Genomic DNA, 24,942 nt, shown 5'->3' on the forward strand with positions numbered 1-24,942 from the left:
AAATAATGTTAATTTTAAATTAATTAAATTAAATGCTCATAATCAATAATTTACAATTTAAATATAATAAATATAAAAAAACCACGCCAATAAACCATTAGATTAACTAATGACAAGAATCATTTTTTCTCGTTTGAGCCAGCAATAAGGTAACTGTATAATTTCCACACAGTTAAGAAAACGAACAGTGGTTGCACGATGAGTCGTCGTCTTAATTCCAGTGACCTAACCTAAAGAGAAGTGCTATGACTCAATTATTCGAAAATATTGCCAACTTGTACAAACGCGTTTTTACTGAAATGTTTACTGCTAAAGAAGTGAAATAAGATCGCTCACTTTTTTATCTATACCCTGTTTAGTAGATGTTTTTGTTAGCGCAGAAATCATATTAAGCGACAATCGTTATTATCTATCTATAGCGAAACTAAACCCCCATAGAGCTACTCTATGGGGGTTTTATTTATTCAACGACATCAAAGCCATTAGTTGATAAAACGAATTAACCAATAAAAAAGGCGACTCAAATGAGTCGCCTTTTTACTTTATCTAAACTAGATAGTTAATTTGAAATTAACCGATCTTGACTCGAGCATTACGGAACATGCGCATCCAAGGGCTATCTTCACCCCAGTTATCTGGATGCCATGAATTGGCAACGGTTCTGAATACACGCTCAGGATGCGGCATCATAATTGTCACTCGGCCATCCGTGGTACAAATACCGGTTAGACCATTCGCTGAACCATTAGGGTTCTCAGGGTACTGAGTCGCAATTTGACCATGGCCATCAACATAACGCAGTGCAATAGTGCCCGATGCTTCGGCATTAGCTAACGCTTGAGCATTAGCAAACTCAACTAAGCCTTCACCATGTGATACTGCGATAGGCATACGAGAACCGACCATGCCGTCAAAAAATACCGATGGGTTTTGTTGCACTTCAACCAAACTGAATCGAGCTTCAAAACGCTCAGAGCGGTTACGCACAAAGCGCGGCCAATGCTCACTTCCTGGGATAATTTCTTTCAGATTAGATAACATCTGACAACCATTACACACACCAAGGGCGATGCTTGAATCACGTTCGAAGAAACGACTAAACTCATCGCGAGCACGATCATTAAACAGAATCGACTTAGCCCAACCTTCACCAGCACCTAATACGTCACCATAAGAGAATCCGCCACAAGCCACTAGGCCTTGGAACTCTTCAAGGCTAATACGCCCAGATAAAATGTCCGACATGTGCACGTCGCGGCTTTCAAAACCGGCACGGTCAAAAGCGGCTGCCATCTCGACATGAGAGTTAACGCCCTGCTCACGTAAAATAGCCATTTTAGGTGCGACACCTTTAAGAATATAAGGTGCGGCTACATCTTCACTTGGATTAAAGCCTAATTTTACCGTTAAACCAGGTGCATCAGCTTGTTGTTTAAGCTCATACTCTTCACGTGCACATTCTGGATTATCACGAAGTGCTTGCATGCGATAGGTGGTTTCTGACCACATAGTGCGCAGTGCAGTACGGCTATCAGTAAATATCACTCGCTGGCCATCGTTAATGCTAATCTTGTCATCGGCTTGTAAACCACCGATGTGATGACAAGCTACGCCTTTAGCCGCAAATTGCGCGGCAATGGCTTTAGCATCAGCAACACCAACTTGAATGACAGCACCCAGTTCTTCGTTAAATAAACGTTCTAAATCAGTACCATTCAAGCTGGCTAAATCAATAGTTAACCCAGTATTACCGGCAAAGGCCATTTCCACTAAAGTGGTAAATAAACCACCGTCGCTGCGGTCGTGATATGCCATAACCGCTTGCTCAGCCACTAATTGCTGCATGACTTCAAAGAAGCCCGCTAAGTTAGCGGTAACATCTAATGTCGGTGCAATATCACCTAGCTCACTGTAAACCTGCGCTAAACAAGAACCCCCTAAACGATTTTGGCCATTGCTTAAGTCCAGCATTAATAATGTAGTGTCACCTTTATCACTGCGAAGTTGTGGCGTCACGGTTTTACGTATGTCTTGTACCACGCCAAAAGCGGTGATAACTAATGACATAGGCGATGTTACCGTTTTCTGTATACCACTATCTTCCCATGCGGTTTTCATCGACATAGAGTCTTTACCGACAGGGATAGTGATACCAAGTTCTGGACAAAGGTCTTCGCCAATGGCTTTAACAGCTTGATATAAACCGGCATCTTCACCAGGGTGACCCGCCGGTGACATCCAGTTAGCCGAAAGCTTAATGCGCTTAAACGAGCCAATATCAGTACCAGCAATGTTCATGATCGATTCAGCAACCGCCATACGCGCAGAAGCATCAAAGTCGAGTAAAGCCAATGGCGTTCGTTCACCCATCGACATCGCTTCACCGCTGTAGCTATCATAACTTGATGCGGTTACCGCACAATCAGCAACCGGAACCTGCCATGGACCGACCATTTGGTCGCGGTTAACTAATCCCGTCACTGAACGGTCACCGATGGTGATTAGGAAAGTTTTATCGGCTACGGTTGGCAAAGTTAAAACACGCTTAACCGCATCTTTTAATTCAATCTTAGATTGATCTAATGCCGGTGATACCGCTTTTACCGACACCACATCACGACTCATTTTAGGCGCTTTACCTAATAAAACTTCGAGCGGTAAATCAATCGGTTTGTTATTAAAGTGACTGTCGGCAAGCGTTAAATGCATCTCTGCAGTCGCTTCACCAACCACTGCAAATGGAGCGCGTTCACGGGCACAAATATCAGCAAACTGCTGTAAATTCTCTGGCGCAACCGATAGCACATAACGTTCTTGAGATTCATTACACCAAATTTCGAGCGGGCTCATGCCTGGCTCGTCAGAGGGAACGTTGCGTAAATTGAACACACCACCGCGATCAGCGTCATTCACTAACTCAGGGAATGCGTTCGATAATCCGCCGGCACCCACATCGTGAATAAATTGAATAGGGTTGGTGTCACCTAGCTGCCAGCAACGGTCAATCACTTCCTGACAGCGACGTTCCATTTCTGGATTTTCACGTTGTACAGAAGCAAAATCTAAATCTTCGCTAGACTGACCTGATGCCATAGAAGATGCAGCACCGCCGCCCAAACCTATGTTCATTGCAGGCCCACCAAGCACAATGAGTTTAGCGCCAACCGTGATTTCACCTTTTTGCACATGTTCTTCGCGAATATTGCCTAAACCACCGGCAATCATAATCGGCTTATGGTAACCACGGACTTCAACACCGTTATGACTAGACACTAATTGTTCATAAGTGCGGAAATATCCCGTAATCGCAGGACGACCAAATTCATTATTAAATGCAGCGCCACCAAGTGGGCCTTCAAGCATGATCTCAAGTGGAGTCACAATACGATCGGGTTTACCGTAATTCCCTTCCCATGGTTGCACAAATCCAGGAATTTTTAAGTTAGAAACCGTAAAACCAGATAAACCCGCTTTAGGCTTAGAACCTCGACCAGTAGCGCCTTCATCACGAATTTCACCACCAGAACCAGTAGCAGCACCAGGATAAGGACTAATTGCAGTAGGATGATTATGAGTTTCGACTTTCATTAAGATGTGCATTGGTTCTGTGTGATAATTATAAATACCATCAGGGTCTGGGAAAAAACGTCCCGCAACCGAACCTGTCATCACAGCGGCATTATCTTTATAAGCTGACAACACGTAATCAGGAGTGACTTCAAAAGTATTCTTAATCATTTTAAACAACGATTTTGGCTGCACTTCGCCATCGATTGTCCAATCTGCATTAAAAATTTTGTGACGACAATGCTCTGAGTTTGCTTGAGCAAACATCATTAATTCGATGTCGTTAGGATTACGCTTTAAACGAACAAAGTTTTCAATTAAATAGTCAATTTCATCATCAGCAAGAGCCAAACCTAACTTAACGTTAGCGACTTCTAAGGCACGACGGCCTTCAGCAAGAATATTAACACTGCTAAATTTTGCCGGTTCTGTGCGGGCAAATAATACCTCAGCCGCTTCAAACTCAGGCAATATGATTTCGACCATACGGTCATGTAATAAACCTTGCAGTTGTTTTTGTTGTTCTGCGGTTAATTCTGAAGCTTCAACATAATAAGCCATACCACGCTCAAGGCGTTTTACTTTGCCCAAACCACAGTTGTGTGCGATGTCGGTTGCTTTAGAAGACCAAGGAGAAATGGTGCCAGGACGTGGAGTAACAAATAATAGAGTACCTTGTGGAGCATGCGACTCAATAGCGGGTCCATAGGTAAGAATAGTTTCTAACTGTAGACGCTCATTATCATCTAGTGGCTCACTCAAATTAGCTAAATGAACATATTCAGCATAAATTTGAGATACTGGAAGTGCTGCATTTTCGCAAGCCTCCATGAGTTTTTGAACTCTAAATGCAGATAGTGCTGGGGCTCCGCGAATGATCTCAATCACGTCTATTCACCTTATAAATTATATTGGGTCAGAATTGGCGCTATTATAAGGAATTGCACAGTACAAATCACCTTTAAGCACCCGTGAAAACAGTGTTTCCTGATAGGGAAAATATCCACAATTGTGCTTATGCATATTTATGACACAGCGACTTTACTGTCGTTCAATAAACCGACGTTAAAAGCGGGTTATTTGTCCAACTATAGGCGTTTAGGAAAACTCCTGATAAAGTAACCAAAAACACCTAAACTCCCCTACATATTTAAAGGCTATTCAACCGGAATTATATTCGTTTCTCATGCATTACTCTGGTGACATTAACGAAACAACTTAAGATAACCAATTAATAAATATGATCAAAACCTTATTCATCATCTTACTTTGCGGGATGCTATCCGCCTGTCAACCTGTTGATATTCATGAGGTTGACATTGCTGCGCCTGCCCCAAAACGGACCGTACTCAAGGTTGGGACATTATATGGTCCACAGATTTATTTAAATTCAGATCAGGGTGAAAGCGGATTCGACTTTGAAATGGCCCAGCGCTTTGCCGATTATTTAGCCGTGCCGCTAGAGATGATCCCATACACCAATCGCAAACAATTATTTGCTGCATTAAAAGAAAACAAGATTGATATTATTGCTGCTGGCATCGCAAAAACCCCCAACCGCAGTCAACAATTTAAACTTGGACCGACCTTATATAAAGTTAATCAAGTATTGGTGTATCGAGAAGGTACTCCAGAACCCAAAGATATTGGCACTCTGTCGGGTGAAATTACCGTGATGGCGAACTCCTCTTCGGTCAATACCTTAACTAAGCTGCAAAAAGACTATCCTGAATTGATGTGGAACCAAGTTAATGACAAAGACAATGAAGAACTGTTTGCATTAATCGCCAACGGAGAATTGAACTACACCATTTCAGATTCAAATAGTTTATTGATCAACCAGCGTTTTTTACCTGAGTTACGCGCAGGAATGATTTTAGAAGAAAAAGTTGAAGTTGTGTGGCTGTTACCGCCGAGAAATAGTGACCGCTTAATGAGCCAACTCCTGGCCTTTTGGCATCAAGAAAGACGTGCCGGCACCCTTGAACATTTAAACGAAAAATATTTTGGTCATGTGAAACGTTTTGACTATGTCGACACACGAGCCTTTATTCGTGCCATTGACAATATCCTCCCTGAATACCGTAGTTTTTTTGAGCAGTATTCAGGTGAGTTAGACTGGCGTAAATTAGCCGCTGCCAGTTATCAAGAGTCACATTGGAACCCAAGCGCACGCTCACCAACTGGTGTCAGAGGTATGATGATGCTGACCCAACCGACCGCGGCTTATGTTGGTGTAGATGATCGCTTAGATGCAGAGCAGAGTATTCGTGGTGGTGCATTTTATTTAAAAGATATGATGGACAGATTGCCAGACAGAATTCCTGAAGCTCAACGGATTTGGTTCGCTCTGGCATCTTATAATATCGGTTTAGGTCATGTTGAAGATGCGCGACGGTTAACAGAGTCGATGGGAATGGATCCCAGTGCATGGCGTGATGTCAAAAAAGTATTACCTTTGCTGCAGCAAGCTAAATATTACAAGCAAACTCGCTATGGCTACGCTCGCGGAAGTGAAGCGGTGCATTATGTCGACAGTATTCGCCGTTACTACGACACCTTAGTTTGGATTGATAATCAAACCAAGAAAATTGATGTTATCCAAGATCAAGTTGAAGTGATTGCAGAAGAGGCTGCAGATAAAACCAAGGTATCAGCACAATAATTGTGCTATCGATGCGGTTATCGTCATCAAGCTGACCGACAATCGTCATCAATATAAGGTAGTATGGAACCGAATCTGTCGTTAGAAAGCCTACTGTAAAGTATGCTGTTTATCAGTAACCTCAATGAGGTTACCCAATATGAAAGGATCACGATATGAGAAGAAGAGCGATAAGCAATACCATGTCACGACGTCGTGTCATGCTTAAAGTACACAAAACCCGTATTCAAAATCGTCAACGTGCACATTTTTTGTTGGTACAAACCGAATCATAATCTCACGTTAACCACAGAAAAATATGCCACTCAATTAGTTGAGTTTCTCTCTAACTTTTTGAGTGCTTTTTTTTCTGCCCTACGCCGCTTAAAAAAAGCGCTTAATTGTGAAGCGCACTCTTCTGCTAACACACCTGATGTCACGTCAAGCTGGTGATTAAAAACAGGGTGTTGCAGCAAATTGATCACACTACCCGCCGCGCCGGTTTTTAAATCATCGGCACCGTACACCACTCTAGCAATACGACTGTGGATCATGGCACCTGCACACATAGTGCAAGGCTCTAAAGTGACATACAAAGTAGTGTCGAGCATACGATAATTTTCTAATACCTTACCCGCTTGGCGAATACACTCCATTTCAGCATGAGCTGTGGGATCATGATTTAAAATACTTAAATTACAGCCACTGGCAATTAACACATCATCTTTTACCAATACGGCACCGACAGGCACCTCACCTTTTAATTCTGCTTGTTCAGCTAGTTGCATGGCTAACCGAATCCACTTTTCATCAATGGCTTGCTGAGTGTCATGCTCAATATCAGTGATGGAGTTGGCAGCAAGGTCTGCCTTTAAAATATTTGTCACTCTACTGCCCTAGGTCATTGTCATACAGGCTTATTATAACCTGAATTTTGCATAGCAAATGGTATCAAACACCCCTTTTTTTACCCCGCTAGAAGGTATCTACTGCCATAAAGAGCTATCACTAAACTAGGATTAGGCAGTCGTTTTGATAGCGCAGGTGCTGCTATAACTCACCCCCCCGCAATCTTGAGTATAAAACACGGCTTAGCGTTGACTAAAGACTCGACGAGTAACTCCCCAGACAATAGCGGCAATGGTGCCAAACAAACCGAGAAACATGACCCAAGCTCCGAGACCAGCTTGTGGTGGCATCTCACCACTCATCGTTGAATTAAATGGCTCTAATACCATAGCGAGCGTGCCAACCACCACCAATACAGCGCAAGCCATAAAGTAAAAACGGCCATGATCTTTTTGTAAAGTCTTGCGGATAGCGAATGTTAAACAACTCAAATACAGTATTGCGAACAGTGCTATGTTAATTAACTCCCCTGTTGTCCATACATTAGGGTCGCTTGCTATATCAGAGGGCATTATTTATCGATTCCTGTTTGCTGTTGTGGGTGAATGATTGCATTAGCAGTATTAAACTTGCCTTCTGCCCAGCTATAAGCTGCAAAACAGGGGCTGAGTCCTTGAAGGTTGCAACTTGTGCCATGGTGCTTGAGCACTAATACTGCCGTAGCGCCGAGTGCAACAACCGCACTGTCTTGGGCAAGAAACTGGAATTGTTTATAGCTCTTGTCATCATCCGAAACAAATGCATTAATATAATGTCCGCCTGTTCCACCGTCGAACAGCGTGGCAGAACTTGAGCAACTGAACGCGCGGGTGTCGATGATAGGATCACTGATACCGTCTTGATTGAAATCTGCGTAAAATTGAATGCCGCCATCCACAACCTCGAATATGCCGTTGTCTAATGCTGCACATTCCGATTTGGCAGCCTCAAGAAAGGCATCTAGAGTAGGTTGAAACCGCTTTGGGATCTCTTGTGCTGATGCCATTGCCGGGATCAGTATGGTTAAAGACACCAAAGTCGCTATTAATTTTTGTTTTATCATTGGTTGCATAAGTCTTAATTTTCCAATTCAGGCCATTGATAGTGACGTTAATTTAGCTAAGCGGGGTGAGATAACCCATCACCTAGACTCCGTTCGCACTGACATGATAAATCAAAGCCGTATTCATTGATTACCGCTTCAGTTTGAGGCTAAAAATAGCTCTACTCCAGTGTCAATATTCAAAATAACACCCTTTGTATAGGGGGGGTCAGCGCGGACCTGAGCAAACCTATGTTTCAAAGCATGACACGTCCCAAAGCGCTGCAAATCCTTGGCAATGTAACACGGGCTGAGTTCATGAGACAGCATTCTATACATAGATTAAATTATATATAGTTCATGTAGATACCATTAATTAAGCCTATCGTAATAAAACTTAATTATGTGCGAAAAGCTAACCGAAAAACCATTATGTTTGGCTGGAAGTCACTGATGGATGATTAGCAAGATGTTGGATATACCACATGAGCAGTAAGACATTGAAGATACCAAGGTAACGAAAAATCATTCCCAGAGTCATATTCTATTAAAGCGGCTTGGTGCGAATAAAAATGTTCAGAAAATAAAAATAAAAAAGCCCATAAAAATATGGGCTTAAATATCACTTATTGCAAGTTAGCACTCGCTATTGTGTGAGATGACATTATTCCCACTCAATCGTTGCTGGCGGCTTACCTGATATATCGTACACCACTCGTGAAATACCATCGACTTCATTGATGATGCGGTTTGAAACGCGACCTAAGAAATCATATGGTAGATGTGCCCAATGCGCGGTCATAAAGTCGATAGTTTCTACCGCTCGTAGCGATACAACCCAATCATATTTACGGCCATCACCCATTACGCCTACCGAGCGAACTGGCAAGAATACGGTAAAGGCTTGGCTCACTTTATTATACAAATCAGCTTTGTGTAGCTCTTCAATAAAGATAGCGTCTGCACTGCGCAATAAATCACAATATTCTTTTTTCACTTCGCCAAGTACACGAACACCTAAACCTGGTCCAGGGAACGGATGACGATAAAGCATGTTGTAAGGTAGGCCTAATTCCAAACCAATCTTACGCACTTCATCTTTAAATAACTCACGCAGTGGCTCAACTAAACCCATCTTCATATCGGCAGGTAGCCCGCCAACATTGTGGTGCGACTTAATCACATGAGCTTTACCGGTTGCACTGCCCGCTGATTCAATCACATCAGGATAAATAGTGCCTTGAGCTAGCCATTTAGCATTCGCGCATTTCTTTGATTCTTCATCAAAAATCTCAACAAACACCCGACCAATAATTTTACGCTTAGCTTCAGGTTCTGCTTCGCCAGCCATGGCATCTAAGAAACGGTTTTCAGCATCAACGTGAATAATATTGAGTCCGAAATGATCGCCAAACATTTCTAACACTTGGTCCGCTTCGTTTAAACGCAATAAGCCGTTATCAACAAACACACACGTTAGCTTGTCACCAATCGCGCGGTGAAGCAGCATCGCCACCACTGATGAGTCAACACCACCTGATAAACCAAGAATAACTTCATCGTCACCGATTTGCTTTTTAAGGCGCTCAATCGCATCTTCAATAATTGATGATGGTTTCCAATTGGCTTTACAGGCACAAATTTCCAACGCGAAATGCTCTAGCATGCGCTGACCTTGACGAGTATGAGTCACTTCAGGGTGGAACTGAACACCGTAAAAACCTTTCTCTTCATTTGCCATCGCGGCAAACGGACACGTAGCTGTTTTAGCAACGGTCACAAAACCTTCAGGAATAGCGGAGACTTTATCACCATGGCTCATCCACACATCAAGCAGTGGTTTGCCTTCAGCACTGACAGCATCTTCAATACTTTTGAATAAGGCTGACGTGGTTTGCAATTCAATTTGAGCATAGCCAAATTCGCCTTCACCCACGCCTTTAATGACTTTACCACCAAGTTGTTCAGACATGGTTTGCATGCCATAACAAATACCTAATACAGGTACTCCAGCAGTAAAAACATATTCTGGAGCTCGAGGAGAATTGTCTTCTGTAACACTTTCTGGGCCGCCGGCTAAAATAATACCATTTGGGGCAAACTCACGAATTTGCGCTTCGCTCACATCCCAGGCCCATAACTCACAATACACACCAATTTCACGGATACGACGCGCAATAAGCTGAGTGTACTGAGAACCAAAATCGAGGATTAGAATCTTATGATCGTGAATATTACTCATGGGTAACCTTTACATATTGATTAAGTGTAATACCCCGTATCACATCGATACGGGCAAATTAACGCTAATAACAGAAGGACGACAAATGTCGTCCTCACAGTAATTATGAACCAGAACGGTAGTTTGGTGCTTCTTTGGTAATGGTCACGTCATGAACATGAGACTCACCCATACCTGCTGAAGTCACTTTTACAAACTGTGCTTTTTCATTTAAATCTTTAATGGTGGCACAACCGGTTAAGCCCATGCATGAACGTAGGCCGCCCATGTGTTGATGAATAATTTCTTTCAACTTACCTTTGTAAGGCACACGACCTTCAATACCTTCAGGGACTAACTTATCGGCAGCATTGTCGCTTTGGAAATAACGATCAGATGAACCTTGAGTTTGGCCCATTGCGCCAAGTGAGCCCATGCCACGGTATGATTTATATGCACGACCTTGATAAAGTTCGGTTTCACCTGGAGCCTCATCAGTACCAGCGAACATAGAACCGGCCATAATGCATGATGCACCTGCAGCAAGTGCTTTAGCTAAATCACCAGAGAAACGGATACCGCCATCAGCAATCACAGGAATGCCTAACGCAAGCACAGCTTCAGCTGCATCAGAAACTGCAGTAATCTGTGGAACGCCAACACCCGTCACAATACGAGTCGTACAAATTGAACCAGGGCCAATACCAACTTTAACGGCGTTAACACCAGCTTCTACTAACGCAAGTGCGCCTGAAGCGGTTGCGACGTTACCGCCAACAATTTGTAAATCTGGGTATTTAGCTCGAGTATCACGAATACGCTGTAATACGCCTTCTGAATGACCATGAGATGAATCAATCAATAATACGTCTACACCCGCTTTAACAAGGGCATCAACACGCTCTTCGTTACCAGGACCTGCACCAACCGCAGCGCCAACACGTAAACGACCTAATTCGTCTTTACATGCATTTGGCTTGCGCTCAGCTTTTTCAAAATCTTTAACAGTGATTAAGCCTTTAAGTTTGAAGTTACCGTCAACCACTAAGACTTTTTCAATACGATGAGAATGCATTAATTTTTGCACTTCATCGAGCTTGGTGCCTTCAGCCACTGTGACCAAACGATCTTTTGGGGTCATCATGTCAGCAACGGTTTTGCTCCAGTCGGTCACGAAACGTACATCACGGCCAGTAATAATACCCACCAGCTCGTGCGCATCATTAACGACGGGATAACCGGCAAAACCATTGCGTTCTGTTAATAAGCGTAAATCGGTTAAGGTGGTTGCTGGCGTTACAGTGACGGGATCTTGAACAATACCGGCTTCATAACTTTTAACTCTTCGGACTTCTTCGGCTTGCTGCTCAATACTCATATTTTTATGAATAAAACCTAAACCACCTTCTTGCGCCATCGCGATAGCAAGGCGAGATTCAGTCACAGTGTCCATAGCAGCAGACACAAGTGGAATATTTAATTCGATTTTATTGGTTAAACGAGTTTTAAGAACCGCGGTATTAGGGAGTACAGTCGAGTGGGCAGGAACTAACAATACATCGTCAAAAGTTAGTGCATCTTTCAGTAAACGTAGCATGGCAACATCTCCCTAGTTGAGTAGGATTTGGGTGAAATATTGCGGCGAGATTATACCTTGCATATTGCAGTTGGTAAATGGAAAATAGATTTTTATTAACGTTAGAATGAGAATATTCATGAGTGCCACAAAAAACAATGTTTATAGTGTTTCGCAATTAAATAGCGAAGTGCGGCATATTCTTGAAGGTCAAATAGGTAAAATTTGGCTAAATGGCGAAATTTCAAACTTTTCATCGCCAAGTTCAGGGCATTGGTATCTGACTTTAAAAGACGCTCATTCACAAGTTCGTTGCGCGATGTTTAAGGGCCGTAATCAATCGGTGCGCTTTAAACCCGTCAATGGCCAACAAGTCTTAGTTAAAGGTGCCATTAGTGTCTATGAGCCTCGTGGTGACTATCAATTACTGCTGGAGTCTATGCTCCCGGCGGGTGATGGATTACTGGCGCAAGAATTTGAAGCGTTAAAGCTTAAACTGGCTGCTGAAGGTTTGTTTGCACTAGAAACCAAACGCCCTATTCCAAATAACATTCAACGTATTGGGGTTATCACCTCGGCAACAGGCGCGGCACTGCGAGATATCTTGCATGTGTTAGCACGTCGAGATCCCTCTATTGAAGTGGTTATATACCCAACTCAAGTTCAAGGTGCAACGGCCAGCCACTTAATCTGCCAAGCAATTGTCACTGCCAATCAACGCATGGAAGTTGATGTGCTGTTGCTTACCCGTGGTGGCGGATCATTGGAAGATTTATGGTGTTTTAACAGCGAACATTTAGCCCATGCTATTTATAACAGTGCCTTACCCATTATTAGTGCCGTCGGCCACGAGATTGATACCACTATTAGTGATTATGTTGCCGATGTGCGTGCACCAACCCCGTCAGCTGGTGCCGAGTTATTATCAAAAGACAAAGGTAATAAAACTGAAAAATTAGCCCTGCTGTTATCACGCTTGCAACAGGGTATGAAACATTATCAATTACAGCAGTATGGTCGATTAACTCAGTTATCTCATCAACTACAACGTCATGAGCCACAACGGAAACTGCAACAATTTGAGCAGCGTTTTGATGAAATGCAAATGCGCCTAGAAAATGCCTTACAGCATAAATTCAGTCGCTTAACATTGCGCCATCAGCAATTGCATAATCGCTTACAACAACGTTCACCCATTAATACCCTAACCTTAGAAAAACAGCGGCTTGGATATTTAATTGAACGTTTTAATGACGCCAGCAAAGACTGCTTTAAACAAGCTGAATTACGGCTTACACAAGCAGCACATAAACTTGATACCGTCAGCCCACTGGCAACACTGAGTCGGGGTTATTCAATCACAAGTACCAATGATCATGTCGTTGAAAATGCCAATCAGTTAAGCAATGGTGATGTGATTCATACTCGGCTAAAGCAAGGAAGTGTCACCTCAACCGTGACAGATATCTCTACCAAATAAACAACATGATCTCGATGAAAAAATAGTGCGCAAGGACATAGCGTGAAACGGATAGATTATCGGCAATACAAGGATGATGAGTTACTCGATGTTGAGCGCAACATTAATAAACAAGCTTTTCCTGAACGATATAAGCAATTATGCAACGAAATATCTCGACGTAAAAAACTTGGCTGTTTTAATCTTAAGCCTCAATTAAAAGAAAATGAGTTCGACCGAGATTATTGGCGAAGAAGCGAAATTATTTTTGAATTTTCCACGATACCAATAGTTTGGCGTATGACTTTTGTCGGAGCTTACTTGTTGGTGAATGTGGCGCTATTAGCATGGGTAATGCCTCACTATTGGGTGAGTTCATTAGATAATCTACATCGATATAACATCACAGTTGATCAAATTGAATGTCGTAGGGACGCTGTTGAAAATCAACAAACCGGTGAAATCAATGATTTCTATGACATTGTCATTTCGGCTTATCCCAATACTTTTGTTGCACCAAATTTGCACCGTTCAAAATGCAAACAAATTGCCGCGACATTAACATCGGGGATGCGGGTATCGATTTGGCAACAAGATGAATTGATTTATCAACTGCAAATGAATCAACAAATGTTGTTGTCGTATGATTATATGGCACCAAAGGTGAGAAATTTCCGCACAAGAGGCCAATTGGTATATTTTTTCATCCTATTTGGTCTAGGAATATTGTCATTCAAATCACTTTATAACGCTTTTATTCCAGGTACATTCAAGCAACAATACCGCGGATATGTTGACTGAACCCGTAGCGCATCACATATAAAAATGCCATCTTACGATGGCATTTGTTAACGCTTACTAACGGGTTTACTTACCGATTGGCGTTAATACAATTTCTACACGACGATTTTGCGAACGACCTTGCTCGGTAGAGTTGCTCGCAATTGGGCTTGACTCACCCATACCTGTAGAAGATACACGTGAACCACTGACTTTTTGGCTAGTGATATATTGTGCAACTTCACTCGCTCGTACTTGTGACAAACGTAAGTTATAAGAATCTGAACCTGAACTGTCGGTATAACCAATTACATTCAAGCGAGTGTCATCATATTCTTTGGCCACTAATACAACGCTGTTTAATACTGATTTAGCGCGTGCACTTAATACAGTTTGATCAACCGCAAAGGTCACTTCATTAGGCATGTTTAGTACAATGTTATCACCGTTGCGAGTTACACTCACACCAGTTGATTTTAGCTGTTTACGTAATTCAGCTTCTTGCACATCCATGTAATAACCAATACCACCACCAACAGCAGCGCCAGATGCAGCACCAATTAAAGCACCTTTACCGCGATCACTTTTGCTTGATGAAAGTACACCAATAGCAGCACCAGACAGAGCGCCAATCATAGCGCCATTAGTCGCTTTAGTGTTTTCTGATTCGCCAGTATAAGGATTAGGTAATTGACAACCTGACAACAAGAGCGCCGAACCAATTAATGTACTGCATAACAATGATGTATTTAACTTTACTAACATACTCACTCCTAACGACTTATCCATCATGGATAAGTAAAGCTGACACAATAAAAACTAATTAAAATCAAAAAGATTTATTATAACTCAGAAAAGCTTAAGGCTTTCGTTATATTTTTTTAATGAAACGTCTACGCAAGCCTATCACTCCGGCAAGCAACGCAATGCTTAACCAAGATAAGGTCCCGCCAGAATGTTCCGTTTCGATATAGACCTCATCAACATAACCCGCATCTCGATCACTACTTTCAAGCGGCAGAGCATACAGTGCATTAGATTGATCGCTACTAATCGTTGCGACAGGATCGGCATACCCCAACTCATATAAATCGATCAACACATCATAATGATCGGTTTGATAGCCATTAGCCAATGTCGTCAGCACTTCATAGTCATCATGGCTAGAGTCTGCATGTAAGGTGAATACATCGGTTGAGTAGTAATGAATCCAGGGGCCACCATCTTGACTCAAATAGAGTTCTGCAAACACATCGGCCTGAATATCGCCCGCACTGCTATTTATATCTGCATCAAAAGTCACGCTAAAGGTTTGATAAAAACCGTCGTAATCGTAATCTTCCAGTAAATATGAATTGGCACCGTAGAAGGAGAAATCGTAGTAAACCACCTGATTCTGCTGCGCTAATACTCGTTTTTGCTGGTTTTCAGCTGAGGCAGCAGATTTTTTATTTTTAGCCAGCACCTGTTCGCGAGTCATTTTCACCTTGATATTGCCATCAAGGTTTTGCAACTTAGCTTGTTCATGTAACACCATCACCCTAGCTTGCTTATCGGCATCAGACTCTGGGGTTTTAAGGTTAATGCTCCTTGCTTGGCTGTATGTCCCTAGGCCTTGTTCAGCTATACGCTCGGCGCCTTGTGCTACAGGCGAGCTCAACCAAAGCCCACTGGCAACACATAAGCCTAAACCCCATTTCATTTGGGTATTCATTACCGATATCTGGGCTATGTTAGTTTTATTATGCTTCATGTTCATTCCTCGCTGTCTTGATATTGAGGCCATTAAAACCTAATGGAAATGAACATAAGCTGAACATAGGCTAATTATAACAACCAAAACAATCATCTATTTATGCGTGACTAGCAAGAAACTTCAAGGTGTCTGTAAATGATTCAGCTAATGTTCATCTGTCAGAACGTATACTGCGATGACAAATCAGCTATTTGTGCCTATGGCTATTTTATCGATTAGGTTAAGTAGATGTTTCTATATAGAAAGGGATCTTTTACACTGGCAATACTGAGGTTATTAGGGATCACAATATGCAGCGTATGCTCAACATAAATGCCATCATGTTAGGCCTAATATTAACGATACTGTCACTCACGTCGGTACCGTCATATGCGGCATGGTATTCATCGCCCCATGCTAGCCACTCTCCCGGCCCTAATAATAATCGCCAAAACAATAATCAGAACAGTAACCTCGTCGTGGCAAGTGCTCAACATGCGGTACAAATAGCGCAAAGTCGTTATTCTGGCAAAGTGTTAAAAGTACAATCGGCTAACGTTAATGGACATACTGGGTATCGGATTAAACTACTCACCAATGATGGGGTTATTTTCTATGTATTAGTCGATGCCACCAATGGCGCAGTGACAAGGAACTAACCCATGAGATTATTATTAGTCGAAGACGATTTAGCCTTGCAACAGAACATCAAACAACACCTTATCGAAGCGCAATATACTGTTGATGTCGCCAATGATGGCGAAGAAGGCTTATTTCAAGCTCAAGAATATCAATACGATGTCGCCATTATCGACGTCGGTTTACCAAAACTCGATGGCTTGTCATTAATCAGCCAATTACGCCAGCAAGACATTAGCTACCCGATAATCATTTTAACCGCTCGAGACAGTTGGCAAGATAAAGTAGTTGGATTAGATGCCGGTGCCGATGATTATTTAAGTAAGCCATTTCAGCTCGAAGAACTGGTTGCCCGCATTAATGCGTTAATTCGCCGTTCGGCAGGTAAAGCAAGCCCTATTATCCAAAATGGTCCCTTTAGTATCAATACTCGCAGTTTAGAAATTAAACAGGGCGAGCAAATCATTAACCTCAGTGGTTCTGAATACAAACTGTTTGAATACCTAATGTTGCATCCAGGTTCAGTGCATTCAAAAAGCCGTTTAATTGAACATATTTATGATCAAGACTTTGATTTAGACTCGAATGTGATTGAGGTTTTCATTCGCCGTTTACGTAAAAAACTCGACCCTGACAATCAGTACCAATTAATTGAAACGCTCCGCGGTCAGGGATATCGTCTGCGCCAATTAGACCCAAATGCATAATCTACTCAACTCGCTTAAAGTTCGCATTGTTGTCAGCGCCTTATTGTTAATATTGGTGTTGCTGCCGATTATTGGCATGACAGTAAACAATGCCTTTGAGACCCAAGTGAATGTCGCCGCCAAAAATCAATTAAAAGCTTATATTTACTCGGTCTTGGCCATGGCCGAAGTGGAAAATAACCAATTACAAATGCCGTCACATTTACTCGAAAACCAATTTAATGTGATTGGATCAGGTCTTTATGCGTTAATCACCACCAAAGACAATCAGCTATTGTGGACCTCAAATTCATTTTTGGGCCTAAACACGCCCATTAATCTGCCTAAACCAGCAACGGGCAGAAGCACCTTCGACTCGATCATGATTAATGATAAACCTCAGTTGATATATAGCTTTAGCGTGAGTTTTGCCACCAGCGAACAGCCTTTTACCATGACGCTACACATTATAAAAAATAAACAGGAATACCTTCAACAAATCCAAAAATTCTCTAATACCTTATGGACTTGGTTACTGATCTTAACGGCCCTATTGTTGATAGTGCAATTGAGCTGGTTATTATGGACTCTAAAACCCTTGGGTAAATTTAGCCAAGAACTGAGTGCAGTAGAGCAAGGGACATCGATGCAGCTAAGCACCCACTACCCTGTTGAGCTGCAAAAAGTCGCTAAGCAATTAAACACCTTATTACAAACCGAACAAAATCAGCGTAAACGCTATCGTAATGCCCTGGCCGATTTAGCCCACAGTTTAAAAACCCCTTTGGCGGTAATGCAAACCCAAGCTAACTTAAGCGAGGCCTCGCTCGAGCAAATTAACCGCATAAATCAAATTATTGCCTATCAGCTTAGGCGCGCACAAAGTGCTGCGGGTAGCGCGTGGCATTTGGGGATCAGTGTTGACAGTATAAGCGTGAGATTAGTTAGAACCTTAACTAAGATATACCAACAGCAACAACTCAGCATTGATTACCAAGGCGATCACAATGCACGTTTCAAAGGTGATGAAGCCGATTTAACAGAAATGCTCGGCAATGTGTTAGACAATGCCTGTAAAGCCGCAAATGCCCAAGTAAAACTAACGGTTAAGCAAGGGCCTAATAGCCTTCTGATTAGTGTGGAAGACGACGGTGCAGGAGTACCTGAAGACAAGCAGCAGCAAATTTTCGAACGAGGCATACGCGCTGATACATACGATCAAGGTCATGGTATTGGCTTAGCGATTGTGCGCGACCTGGTCGATAGTTATCACGGTAAGCTTACCGTAAGTCAATCGACCTCATTGGGCGGCGCCAAATTTGAATTTGAATTTACGCATTAGTGTCTAATAATCTGATGAATAGATAACTCATTTCAAGCTAAACCTGACTATATAGTTTAACTCTCTCGATTAGCCTTCAGCTTATGTTCATCTTCGACTCGTTATGATTGGATTAACAGTCATAAATGACACTGGAGATAACATGAAAAAAGCCATTCACGCACCCGCTAAGGCGCTACTTGCCTTAGCTCTGGTTTGTATGCCATTAACAAGTGTGCAAGCGGCGCAGCCAACTAATAACCTCACTTACACAGCTGCAGATGATGCGGTCAGTGATGCTGAGTTGGCACAAATGCTTGCGCCTATTGCGCTATATCCAGACAGCTTATTAACTCACATCCTCATTGCGTCAACATATCCATTAGAAATTGTTCAAGCTAAGCGTTGGTTATCAAACCAAGGCGATCGTGATACTAAGCAAATCATGATAGAGGTCGAGTCACAAGACTGGGATCCAAGCGTCAAAGCCCTAGTGGCATTTCCCAATGTACTGCAACGCTTAAATGATGACTTAGCCTGGACACAAAGCGTAGGAGATGCCTTTTTACAAGACGAAGGCCGCATGCTAGATACCATTCAGTCGCTGAGACAACAAGCCGATAAGGCCAATAACTTAGCCGACCTTGAGCAAGTCAAAGTGTCGCGGGTTGAGCGTCGGATCATTATTGAGTCGGTTCGCCCTGAAATTGTCTATGTACCTTATTACGACAGTCGCATTGTTTATGGTGATTGGCGCTGGAACCGTTACCCGCCCGTTTACTGGAGTGCACCAGCTTATGTGCACTACCGCCCTAACCACAGCGCTATTTACTGGGACACCGGCGTACACATCAGTTTTAACTTCTTTTTTAGTGGTTTTCATTGGCATGACCGCCGCGTAATCGCCGTACCTGTACATCAAAACTACCGTTACTACACACCACGGAAAATAAGTTACAGCCATGGTGCACAACATTGGCAACATAAGCCTAAACATCGCAAAGGTGTGGCGTACCACAGCCAAGTGATCAGCAAACGTTATAATGGCCATTATGAAAAACGTAACCAGCAAGTAAGTTATTCACGCGAACCTAAGCGCCAGCTAGCCAATGAGCCACGCCATTACTCAACCAAGGTGAACGATCAACATAATCAAGTCAATTACGCTAAGCAGGACAAGCATAGTGACAAATCAGCGCTTAAAAGTCTCAATCGCAATGATGCTGTTGAACACAGAAGTACCCAACTAAAGCGCGAATTAAGTCAGCAGCGTCAACCAGTTGCACAGGTAAAATCATTTGATCGTAAAGGCGAACCAATGAAGTCAAGCTACAGTCGTCAGCGCGATGTGGCCCAAACTGGGCCTAAATATGAGGCAAAACCGGTCGCAAATATGACAAGCAAACCGCGCACTCAAGAATTACAACAAGCTCAGCGTAATACTCGAGTTGAAAAAGTACGTGAACCGCAGGTTAACACTATGCGCAATCAACAACAGCAAGTGAAACAAATACGCACAAATGAACCAAAGAGACAGCAAGTGCGCGATACATCCCGCTCCACATCTCAGCAAGTTTCACGATCGGTTAATCAGCAACGTGATAATTCATCACATCGCACAAGCCAATCAAGGGATATAAAGCCATCAAGAGAAAGAGAGTAAGCACTTAATCGATTGCGAAAAAAAACAACATGAGCAAAGTGTGTTTGCCATGTTGTTTTTTTACTAACGTCATCAAAATTAACGATATTGAACTAAACTCGCGGCAATACGATACACACATCAAGCCCATGAGGATCGACTTGATTAAAGATCAACTCCCCATGATGTAAGCTAATAATGTGCTGGCAAATAGACAAACCTAGACCCGCTCCTTGAGAAGCATTTTCATCAACACGATAAAATCGATTTTTGGCTAAGGCTATCTCCTTAGCAGACATCCCACGACCTTGATCAAGCACACAAATCATTGTGTACTCATCATCCTGAGAAGCCTTAATGGTAATTAATGATTCCGCAGGACTGTATTTGCAGGCATTTTCAATAATATTTTTCAGGACTAACTCAAGGTAAAACGCATCGGCGTTAATGGTCATGTCCGCAGGAATATCAATATGCCATTCATAATCAGCAATCACGTGTAATAACTGATTTATCACGTTATCAATGATGTCTTGTAGCTTACAATCTGTTTGATTTAACGCTTCAATCGCATCAACCCGCGACAACAGTAACAACTGCTCTACCATATGATTAATACGGTTTACGCCCTCACCTATGGCTTCTATATAGGCCAAGGTCGCAAGTTGAACATCAGGGGCTTGGCTGGACAATACATCACTTAAGCCGTCGCTATGTAACTTAATAATCGCTAACGGTGTTTTCAGCTCGTGTGCAGCGTCTGCGCTAAAACGACGCTCACGGATCATCGTCTCGCTAATACGCTGCAAATAACTGTTAAGTGCTTTTTGTGTCGACGCTAACTCTGTTGGTAACGTGAAATTGATTGGGGTTAGGTCTTGGGCAGGACGATTGTCTAAATGACGTTCTAATAATTTTACCGGTTTAAATAGGTAGTAAGTTAACGCTAACATAAAAAACATCATGATCGGCGTAATGATCAATGGCGAGCGCCAAGTATTGCTGATGATTAATGATACTAACTCTTGTCTGACATCATCACGCTGTGCGGTAACAATCCATACCTGCTGCGGCAATGAAAAAAAACTGTATACGTGCCATAAATCATTACCGATACGACGAGTATCATAACCTTGAGTAAAATTAGTTAATAGTTGATCGCCAGAACTGTCAGAGTAAGCCAGTAACTGCCCGGTGCTAGACAGTAATTGAAATGACAACTTATGCTCATAAGATAAGGTAATAGGGTTAGCTTGTTCGGCAAATGTGTCGACTTTCGAATCATCAACATGGAACAGGATAGGCTTGAGAACAAGCTGAGCTAATTGCGCTTGCGTTAGATGATCAACATAAAACTTTTCTAGCATTTTCGAAGTTTGGATCATCTGTGCATCAAATAACTCTTCAACTTCATGCGTCGCATCACGGGTGCTCAAGATGCTCGAAAACGTCACGGTGAGGACAATCCCCACCAGCATGAGCAAACTTAATAATAATCGTAATGAAAACATAATGTCCTATGGTATTGAATAGCATCATAGCGCGATTTAGGTGTTATGCTGTTTACTGATGACTTGTCACGAAAAAGATTATACCGTTTCCGTTAAAATGTAGCCTATACCACGTACAGTTTTGATTAATTCGGTGGCAGTTTTTTTGCGTAGGTGATGAATATGCACCTCGATCGAATTACTGCCGACTTCATCCCAACCATAAGTTAATTGTTCAAGTTGATTACGGGTTAATACCCGTCCAGCAGATTGAGCAAACTCGAGCAATAATTGATACTCGCGCCGAGAGAGTGACACTAACACGCCGCGAAAATGTACTTCACAGCGGGCAAAATCAATATTAAGCGCGCCATAACTAAATTGATTATTGTCTAGACCATGCTGGCGTCGAATAATAGCGCGTAATCTTGCAATAAGCTCTCTGACATCAAAAGGTTTACTTAAATAATCGTCTGCGCCAATATCTAAACACATCAAACGTGTATCAAAATCAGTATTTGCAGTGAGTACTATAATCGGTAACGAGATACCGTTACGACGCCACAGTTTTAGTAAGTCAGCGCCATTGCCATCAGGCAACCCCAAATCGAGAATAATCGCGCTAAAATCTTCATTATTCAGAGCTACCTCCGCCTGCTTATAGGACGGCAGATGATCAACCTGGATACCTTCTTTGGCCAAACTCAGCATCACGCCTTGGGCGAGTAGTTTATTGTCTTCAACCAGTAACACGCGCATGATGACTTATCCCCTAAATACCTTAAAATCGACACCTTGCTGCTGTAAAAACGCTTCAGCATCTGGCCCTTTTAACATCGACATCGTGGCTAACATTCCCGCCATAACACAATTTGGCGCGAGTACAGTAACCGATAATGGCGCCTGTTCTATCGGATAACCATTTTGAGGATTAATAATATGCCCATAACGCTTCCCGTTCACTTCTATATAACGTCGAGTATTGCCGCTGGTCGCGAGAGCACCCTGACGGATAGTTAATAGTGCTGCAGCGTTATCAAGCTTCTGCGGGTTTTCAATCCCCACCTGCCAGCCATCCGCTTTGGAGACAGGACAAGCAATATCACCACCAAAATTAACTAATACCGAGGTATCAGGCCAACGTTGAGCCAATATATTTGCGGTGCGATCAACGGCATATTCTTTACCGATACCGCCAAAATCGACACTCATGCCAGCCGGCATATGAACACTAGTGTTAGTCAATGTAATACGTTCAAAACCAACTTGATCTAAGGCTTTATCAATCTCAGTTTGTAGCGGTACACAATGGCTGCCATCAAAACGCCATAGGGCCATTAATGGGCAAGCGCTGATATCAAATGCTGCCTCGCTTAATTGAAAACATTGTTTAGCAAAGGTAAATAAATGAAGGGTTTCGGCATCAATAACTGTTGTGTCACCTTGAGCATGATTTAACTGCCACACCACATTACCTTCAATAAAACGACTAAACTTATGTTCTATACGCTTAGCTTCATCATAAGCAATATTGAGCATTTGCCGAGCTACATGTTCGTCATTCACCGCCATTAACAATTCGCATGGGCTTGCCATAGCGTTAAATGAACCTAAAAAGCCCCAAGGACGAGTCTGTAAGCTCATCGCCTCTGGGGCTTTTAACACTGTAGTTAGCCGTTTATGCACGTAAAGTGACTCGTTTTATGGATATAACATCCATCTTAAAACGAATAACTCACTTGAGCTACAATTGCCTTCACTGCTGGGAATAAATCATAGTTCTGTAACTGCCCCGGTAATTGCGTACCATTATTTTCAGGATTTTGCTGATAATACTCAATACGATAACTTAACTCATGTCCACCGGATAAACGCTGACCAAATTTAAGCCCAATGGTATATGCCGTCATATCACCAATACGATAATCTGCGCTGGAATACTCAGGTATGGCATCGCCACTCATTAAGAATGGTCGATAAAACTCAGCAGCCTGCTGTTGGTAATAACGTAAATGTAATTGTCCGTAGATGCTTGGGCTAAAGTAATAGCGATAATGGGTTTCTAACGTATGTGATTGAATATCCCAATCGTCAGTGCTGTAACGATATGAAAAATCGACTACACCAGAATCTAAAGCACCTTTGGTAAGTAAAAATACACTGTGTTTCAAGCGTGAGTCAGGACGATTTTCATAACGGTAAGCTTGTGTTTGACCATTAGCATCAACTTCACTAAGAATTTTATACGGGTCAGTCATGTAACCAGACACACTGGATAAACCATAGTTAGCCTGCATTAACCAATTACGATTAATAATCTGAGTGACACCGAACATAATATCGCTCGTTTGCTTAGTATCATCACCCGCTAAACGAGTTTGATCAAATGCGGCTTGATAATCGGCATCACTGGCATAATTACCCCGAAACACCATTTGTGACATGGCTACTGGGCGACCGCCAACAGGGTCAACCACATCATTACTGAACGCCCCAGACAACGACACCGTCGTGTTGTTTTTATTGAAGCTGCGCTCAAGGCCCGCATTAATCCCCATAGAGAGGTAATCGAACTCTTTAGAGCCGTACACACCGACATTACCAGTCCAATCTTGGTTAAGCACTTCTTGCCAATTAGCGCTTAGCTGTACCCGGGTATCGTGAAAGGTATCGTCAAGCGGCGTCTCACCTGAGCTAACTGTATATTGGCCGTCGCCTGAAGGACGGGTAAAGGTTTGGCTTTCATCTTGGGCAACCGCACCAGAAGCCGATGCGCCTGTTAAGCTGTCGACTACAATTTTCATGTCTAGGAGTGAAGTTTCGCCAAAGGCTTTTTGCACATTACCAATGGCTTCTGCAGCTTGCACACGGTCTTGCTCACCATAATACATAATGGCAGCATCGACTTTCCAATCATCATTTGCAGGAGTAGCTTCAGCAGCACTCACCTGTTGATTCAGTAGACTGCAGCTTGCTAACGCCAATGCACTGGCAATATTTTGCTTAGATGTTAGTTGCATCCACAACCTCCACCCGCTAATGAACGCCCACCGCTGGTGCCTTCTTTACTGAAATAAATATGGTCATCTAAGGCAAGATCGAGTTTTTCGCTGTTTAAGGCCATGTCAGCTCTGGCTAATTGATCTTTTTCCCAAGGTTGTACACCTAGGCTTGAACATCCAGCCAAACTACTGACAATGGCTAACGCCACTGCCGCCTTGGCTAAGGGTTGATAAAACGCTTTCGTCATGA

20 protein-coding genes are annotated in these 24,942 nt (G+C 42.6%); 7 read left to right on the forward strand and 13 right to left on the reverse strand.

Annotation, left to right across the window (positions count from 1 at the left end):
• Positions 1-570: 570 nt before the first annotated feature.
• Entirely contained in the window at positions 571-4,452 is a 3,882-nt protein-coding gene (gene purL, locus H5164_RS03315) for a phosphoribosylformylglycinamidine synthase (RefSeq protein WP_182755231.1), read from the reverse strand.
• Between the two features lie 355 nt (positions 4,453-4,807).
• Here purL and mltF point away from each other — a divergent pair, with 355 nt between their 5' ends.
• Entirely contained in the window at positions 4,808-6,232 is a 1,425-nt protein-coding gene (mltF, locus tag H5164_RS03320) for a membrane-bound lytic murein transglycosylase MltF (protein ID WP_124016870.1), read from the forward strand.
• A 305-nt stretch (positions 6,233-6,537) separates the two neighbouring features.
• Here mltF and tadA read toward each other — a convergent pair whose 3' ends face one another.
• From tadA to guaB, 5 genes are all read right to left on the reverse strand, one after another.
• Positions 6,538-7,089 carry a tRNA adenosine(34) deaminase TadA gene (tadA, locus tag H5164_RS03325; RefSeq protein WP_404948418.1) on the reverse strand — a complete coding sequence of 184 codons (552 nt, stop codon included), beginning with the start codon at positions 7,087-7,089 and terminating at the stop codon, positions 6,538-6,540.
• 213 nt (positions 7,090-7,302) lie between these two features.
• Positions 7,303-7,632, reverse strand: a complete 330-nt coding sequence (locus H5164_RS03330) for a hypothetical protein (RefSeq protein ID WP_182754800.1) — start codon at positions 7,630-7,632, stop codon at positions 7,303-7,305.
• A complete protein-coding gene (locus H5164_RS03335; RefSeq protein WP_182754802.1) occupies positions 7,632-8,171 on the reverse strand; it encodes a hypothetical protein in 540 nt (179 codons plus the stop codon). The genes H5164_RS03330 and H5164_RS03335 overlap by 1 nt, the downstream gene beginning before the upstream one ends.
• 634 nt (positions 8,172-8,805) lie before the next feature.
• Positions 8,806-10,383, reverse strand: a complete 1,578-nt coding sequence (gene guaA, locus H5164_RS03340) for a glutamine-hydrolyzing GMP synthase (RefSeq protein WP_124016867.1) — start codon at positions 10,381-10,383, stop codon at positions 8,806-8,808.
• Between the two features lie 103 nt (positions 10,384-10,486).
• On the reverse strand, positions 10,487-11,959 hold the full coding sequence (gene guaB / locus H5164_RS03345; protein WP_124016866.1) for an IMP dehydrogenase: 1,473 nt from the start codon (positions 11,957-11,959) through the stop codon (positions 10,487-10,489).
• Between the two features lie 118 nt (positions 11,960-12,077).
• On the opposite strand from guaB, the gene xseA reads away from it, so the two are divergent.
• Together xseA and H5164_RS03355 are read left to right on the forward strand one after the other, a co-directional pair.
• Positions 12,078-13,418, forward strand: coding sequence for an exodeoxyribonuclease VII large subunit (xseA, locus tag H5164_RS03350; protein WP_182697971.1), 1,341 nt, complete (start codon positions 12,078-12,080; stop codon positions 13,416-13,418).
• Between the two features lie 42 nt (positions 13,419-13,460).
• Positions 13,461-14,198 (forward strand): hypothetical protein, encoded by a 738-nt coding sequence (locus H5164_RS03355; RefSeq protein ID WP_182754804.1) that lies wholly within the window; start codon positions 13,461-13,463, stop codon positions 14,196-14,198.
• Positions 14,199-14,264: 66 nt separating this feature from the next.
• Here H5164_RS03355 and H5164_RS03360 read toward each other — a convergent pair whose 3' ends face one another.
• Together H5164_RS03360 and H5164_RS03365 are read right to left on the reverse strand one after the other, a co-directional pair.
• The gene (locus H5164_RS03360) at positions 14,265-14,942 is read right to left on the reverse strand and encodes an OmpA family protein (protein WP_182721998.1); all 678 of its coding nucleotides are present in this window, start codon (positions 14,940-14,942) and stop codon (positions 14,265-14,267) included.
• Between the two features lie 106 nt (positions 14,943-15,048).
• The gene (locus H5164_RS03365; RefSeq protein WP_259396729.1) at positions 15,049-15,930 is read right to left on the reverse strand and encodes a choice-of-anchor H family protein; all 882 of its coding nucleotides are present in this window, start codon (positions 15,928-15,930) and stop codon (positions 15,049-15,051) included.
• Between the two features lie 293 nt (positions 15,931-16,223).
• Here H5164_RS03365 and H5164_RS03370 point away from each other — a divergent pair, with 293 nt between their 5' ends.
• From H5164_RS03370 to H5164_RS03385, 4 genes are all read left to right on the forward strand, one after another.
• Complete coding sequence (locus H5164_RS03370) at positions 16,224-16,571, forward strand: PepSY domain-containing protein (protein ID WP_235781925.1); 348 nt, start codon at positions 16,224-16,226, stop codon at positions 16,569-16,571.
• A 3-nt stretch (positions 16,572-16,574) separates the two neighbouring features.
• A complete protein-coding gene (locus tag H5164_RS03375; RefSeq protein ID WP_182754808.1) occupies positions 16,575-17,258 on the forward strand; it encodes a response regulator transcription factor in 684 nt (227 codons plus the stop codon).
• Positions 17,251-18,579: an ATP-binding protein gene (locus H5164_RS03380; RefSeq protein WP_182754810.1), complete on the forward strand. Its 1,329-nt coding sequence runs from the start codon at positions 17,251-17,253 to the stop codon at positions 18,577-18,579. Before H5164_RS03375 ends, H5164_RS03380 begins: the two co-directional genes overlap by 8 nt.
• Before the next feature lie 142 nt (positions 18,580-18,721).
• Positions 18,722-20,221, forward strand: a complete 1,500-nt coding sequence (locus H5164_RS03385) for a DUF3300 domain-containing protein (RefSeq protein ID WP_259396731.1) — start codon at positions 18,722-18,724, stop codon at positions 20,219-20,221.
• Between the two features lie 92 nt (positions 20,222-20,313).
• Here the strand turns inward: H5164_RS03385 and H5164_RS03390 are convergent, their stop codons facing one another.
• The 5 genes from H5164_RS03390 to H5164_RS03410 all read right to left on the reverse strand — a co-directional run bounded on the left by H5164_RS03390 (position 20,314) and on the right by H5164_RS03410 (position 24,940).
• On the reverse strand, positions 20,314-21,711 hold the full coding sequence (locus H5164_RS03390; RefSeq protein WP_124016859.1) for an ATP-binding protein: 1,398 nt from the start codon (positions 21,709-21,711) through the stop codon (positions 20,314-20,316).
• Between the two features lie 78 nt (positions 21,712-21,789).
• Positions 21,790-22,449 (reverse strand): response regulator transcription factor, encoded by a 660-nt coding sequence (locus H5164_RS03395; protein ID WP_124016858.1) that lies wholly within the window; start codon positions 22,447-22,449, stop codon positions 21,790-21,792.
• 6 nt (positions 22,450-22,455) lie between these two features.
• Positions 22,456-23,334, reverse strand: coding sequence for an FAD:protein FMN transferase (locus H5164_RS03400; protein WP_182755237.1), 879 nt, complete (start codon positions 23,332-23,334; stop codon positions 22,456-22,458).
• A 77-nt stretch (positions 23,335-23,411) separates the two neighbouring features.
• Positions 23,412-24,710: a DUF3570 domain-containing protein gene (locus H5164_RS03405; RefSeq protein ID WP_182754812.1), complete on the reverse strand. Its 1,299-nt coding sequence runs from the start codon at positions 24,708-24,710 to the stop codon at positions 23,412-23,414.
• Entirely contained in the window at positions 24,701-24,940 is a 240-nt protein-coding gene (locus tag H5164_RS03410; protein WP_124016856.1) for a DUF4266 domain-containing protein, read from the reverse strand. Before H5164_RS03410 ends, H5164_RS03405 begins: the two co-directional genes overlap by 10 nt.
• Positions 24,941-24,942: the final 2 nt, after the last annotated feature.

It is taken from the genome of Shewanella sp. SG41-3 (assembly GCF_014164545.1).
GTDB classification, from domain to species: Bacteria; Pseudomonadota; Gammaproteobacteria; order Enterobacterales; family Shewanellaceae; genus Shewanella; species Shewanella vesiculosa.

What these genes read in the sequence shown, in the direction of transcription:
- H5164_RS03390 (WP_124016859.1), bottom strand. Translation starts at nt 21,711, where the DNA reads ATGTTTTCATTACGATTATTATTAAGTTTGCTCATGCTGGTGGGGATT.
- H5164_RS03330 (WP_182754800.1), bottom strand. Translation starts at nt 7,632, where the DNA reads ATGCCCTCTGATATAGCAAGCGACCCTAATGTATGGACAACAGGGGAG.
- H5164_RS03360 (WP_182721998.1), bottom strand. Translation starts at nt 14,942, where the DNA reads ATGTTAGTAAAGTTAAATACATCATTGTTATGCAGTACATTAATTGGT.
- H5164_RS03370 (WP_235781925.1), top strand. Translation starts at nt 16,224, where the DNA reads ATGCAGCGTATGCTCAACATAAATGCCATCATGTTAGGCCTAATATTA.
- xseA (WP_182697971.1), top strand. Translation starts at nt 12,078, where the DNA reads ATGAGTGCCACAAAAAACAATGTTTATAGTGTTTCGCAATTAAATAGC.
- H5164_RS03365 (WP_259396729.1), bottom strand. Translation starts at nt 15,930, where the DNA reads ATGAAGCATAATAAAACTAACATAGCCCAGATATCGGTAATGAATACC.
- guaB (WP_124016866.1), bottom strand. Translation starts at nt 11,959, where the DNA reads ATGCTACGTTTACTGAAAGATGCACTAACTTTTGACGATGTATTGTTA.
- H5164_RS03380 (WP_182754810.1), top strand. Translation starts at nt 17,251, where the DNA reads ATGCATAATCTACTCAACTCGCTTAAAGTTCGCATTGTTGTCAGCGCC.
- H5164_RS03400 (WP_182755237.1), bottom strand. Translation starts at nt 23,334, where the DNA reads ATGAGCTTACAGACTCGTCCTTGGGGCTTTTTAGGTTCATTTAACGCT.
- guaA (WP_124016867.1), bottom strand. Translation starts at nt 10,383, where the DNA reads ATGAGTAATATTCACGATCATAAGATTCTAATCCTCGATTTTGGTTCT.
- mltF (WP_124016870.1), top strand. Translation starts at nt 4,808, where the DNA reads ATGATCAAAACCTTATTCATCATCTTACTTTGCGGGATGCTATCCGCC.
- H5164_RS03375 (WP_182754808.1), top strand. Translation starts at nt 16,575, where the DNA reads ATGAGATTATTATTAGTCGAAGACGATTTAGCCTTGCAACAGAACATC.
- H5164_RS03385 (WP_259396731.1), top strand. Translation starts at nt 18,722, where the DNA reads ATGAAAAAAGCCATTCACGCACCCGCTAAGGCGCTACTTGCCTTAGCT.
- H5164_RS03335 (WP_182754802.1), bottom strand. Translation starts at nt 8,171, where the DNA reads ATGCAACCAATGATAAAACAAAAATTAATAGCGACTTTGGTGTCTTTA.
- H5164_RS03410 (WP_124016856.1), bottom strand. Translation starts at nt 24,940, where the DNA reads ATGACGAAAGCGTTTTATCAACCCTTAGCCAAGGCGGCAGTGGCGTTA.
- H5164_RS03405 (WP_182754812.1), bottom strand. Translation starts at nt 24,710, where the DNA reads ATGCAACTAACATCTAAGCAAAATATTGCCAGTGCATTGGCGTTAGCA.
- H5164_RS03395 (WP_124016858.1), bottom strand. Translation starts at nt 22,449, where the DNA reads ATGCGCGTGTTACTGGTTGAAGACAATAAACTACTCGCCCAAGGCGTG.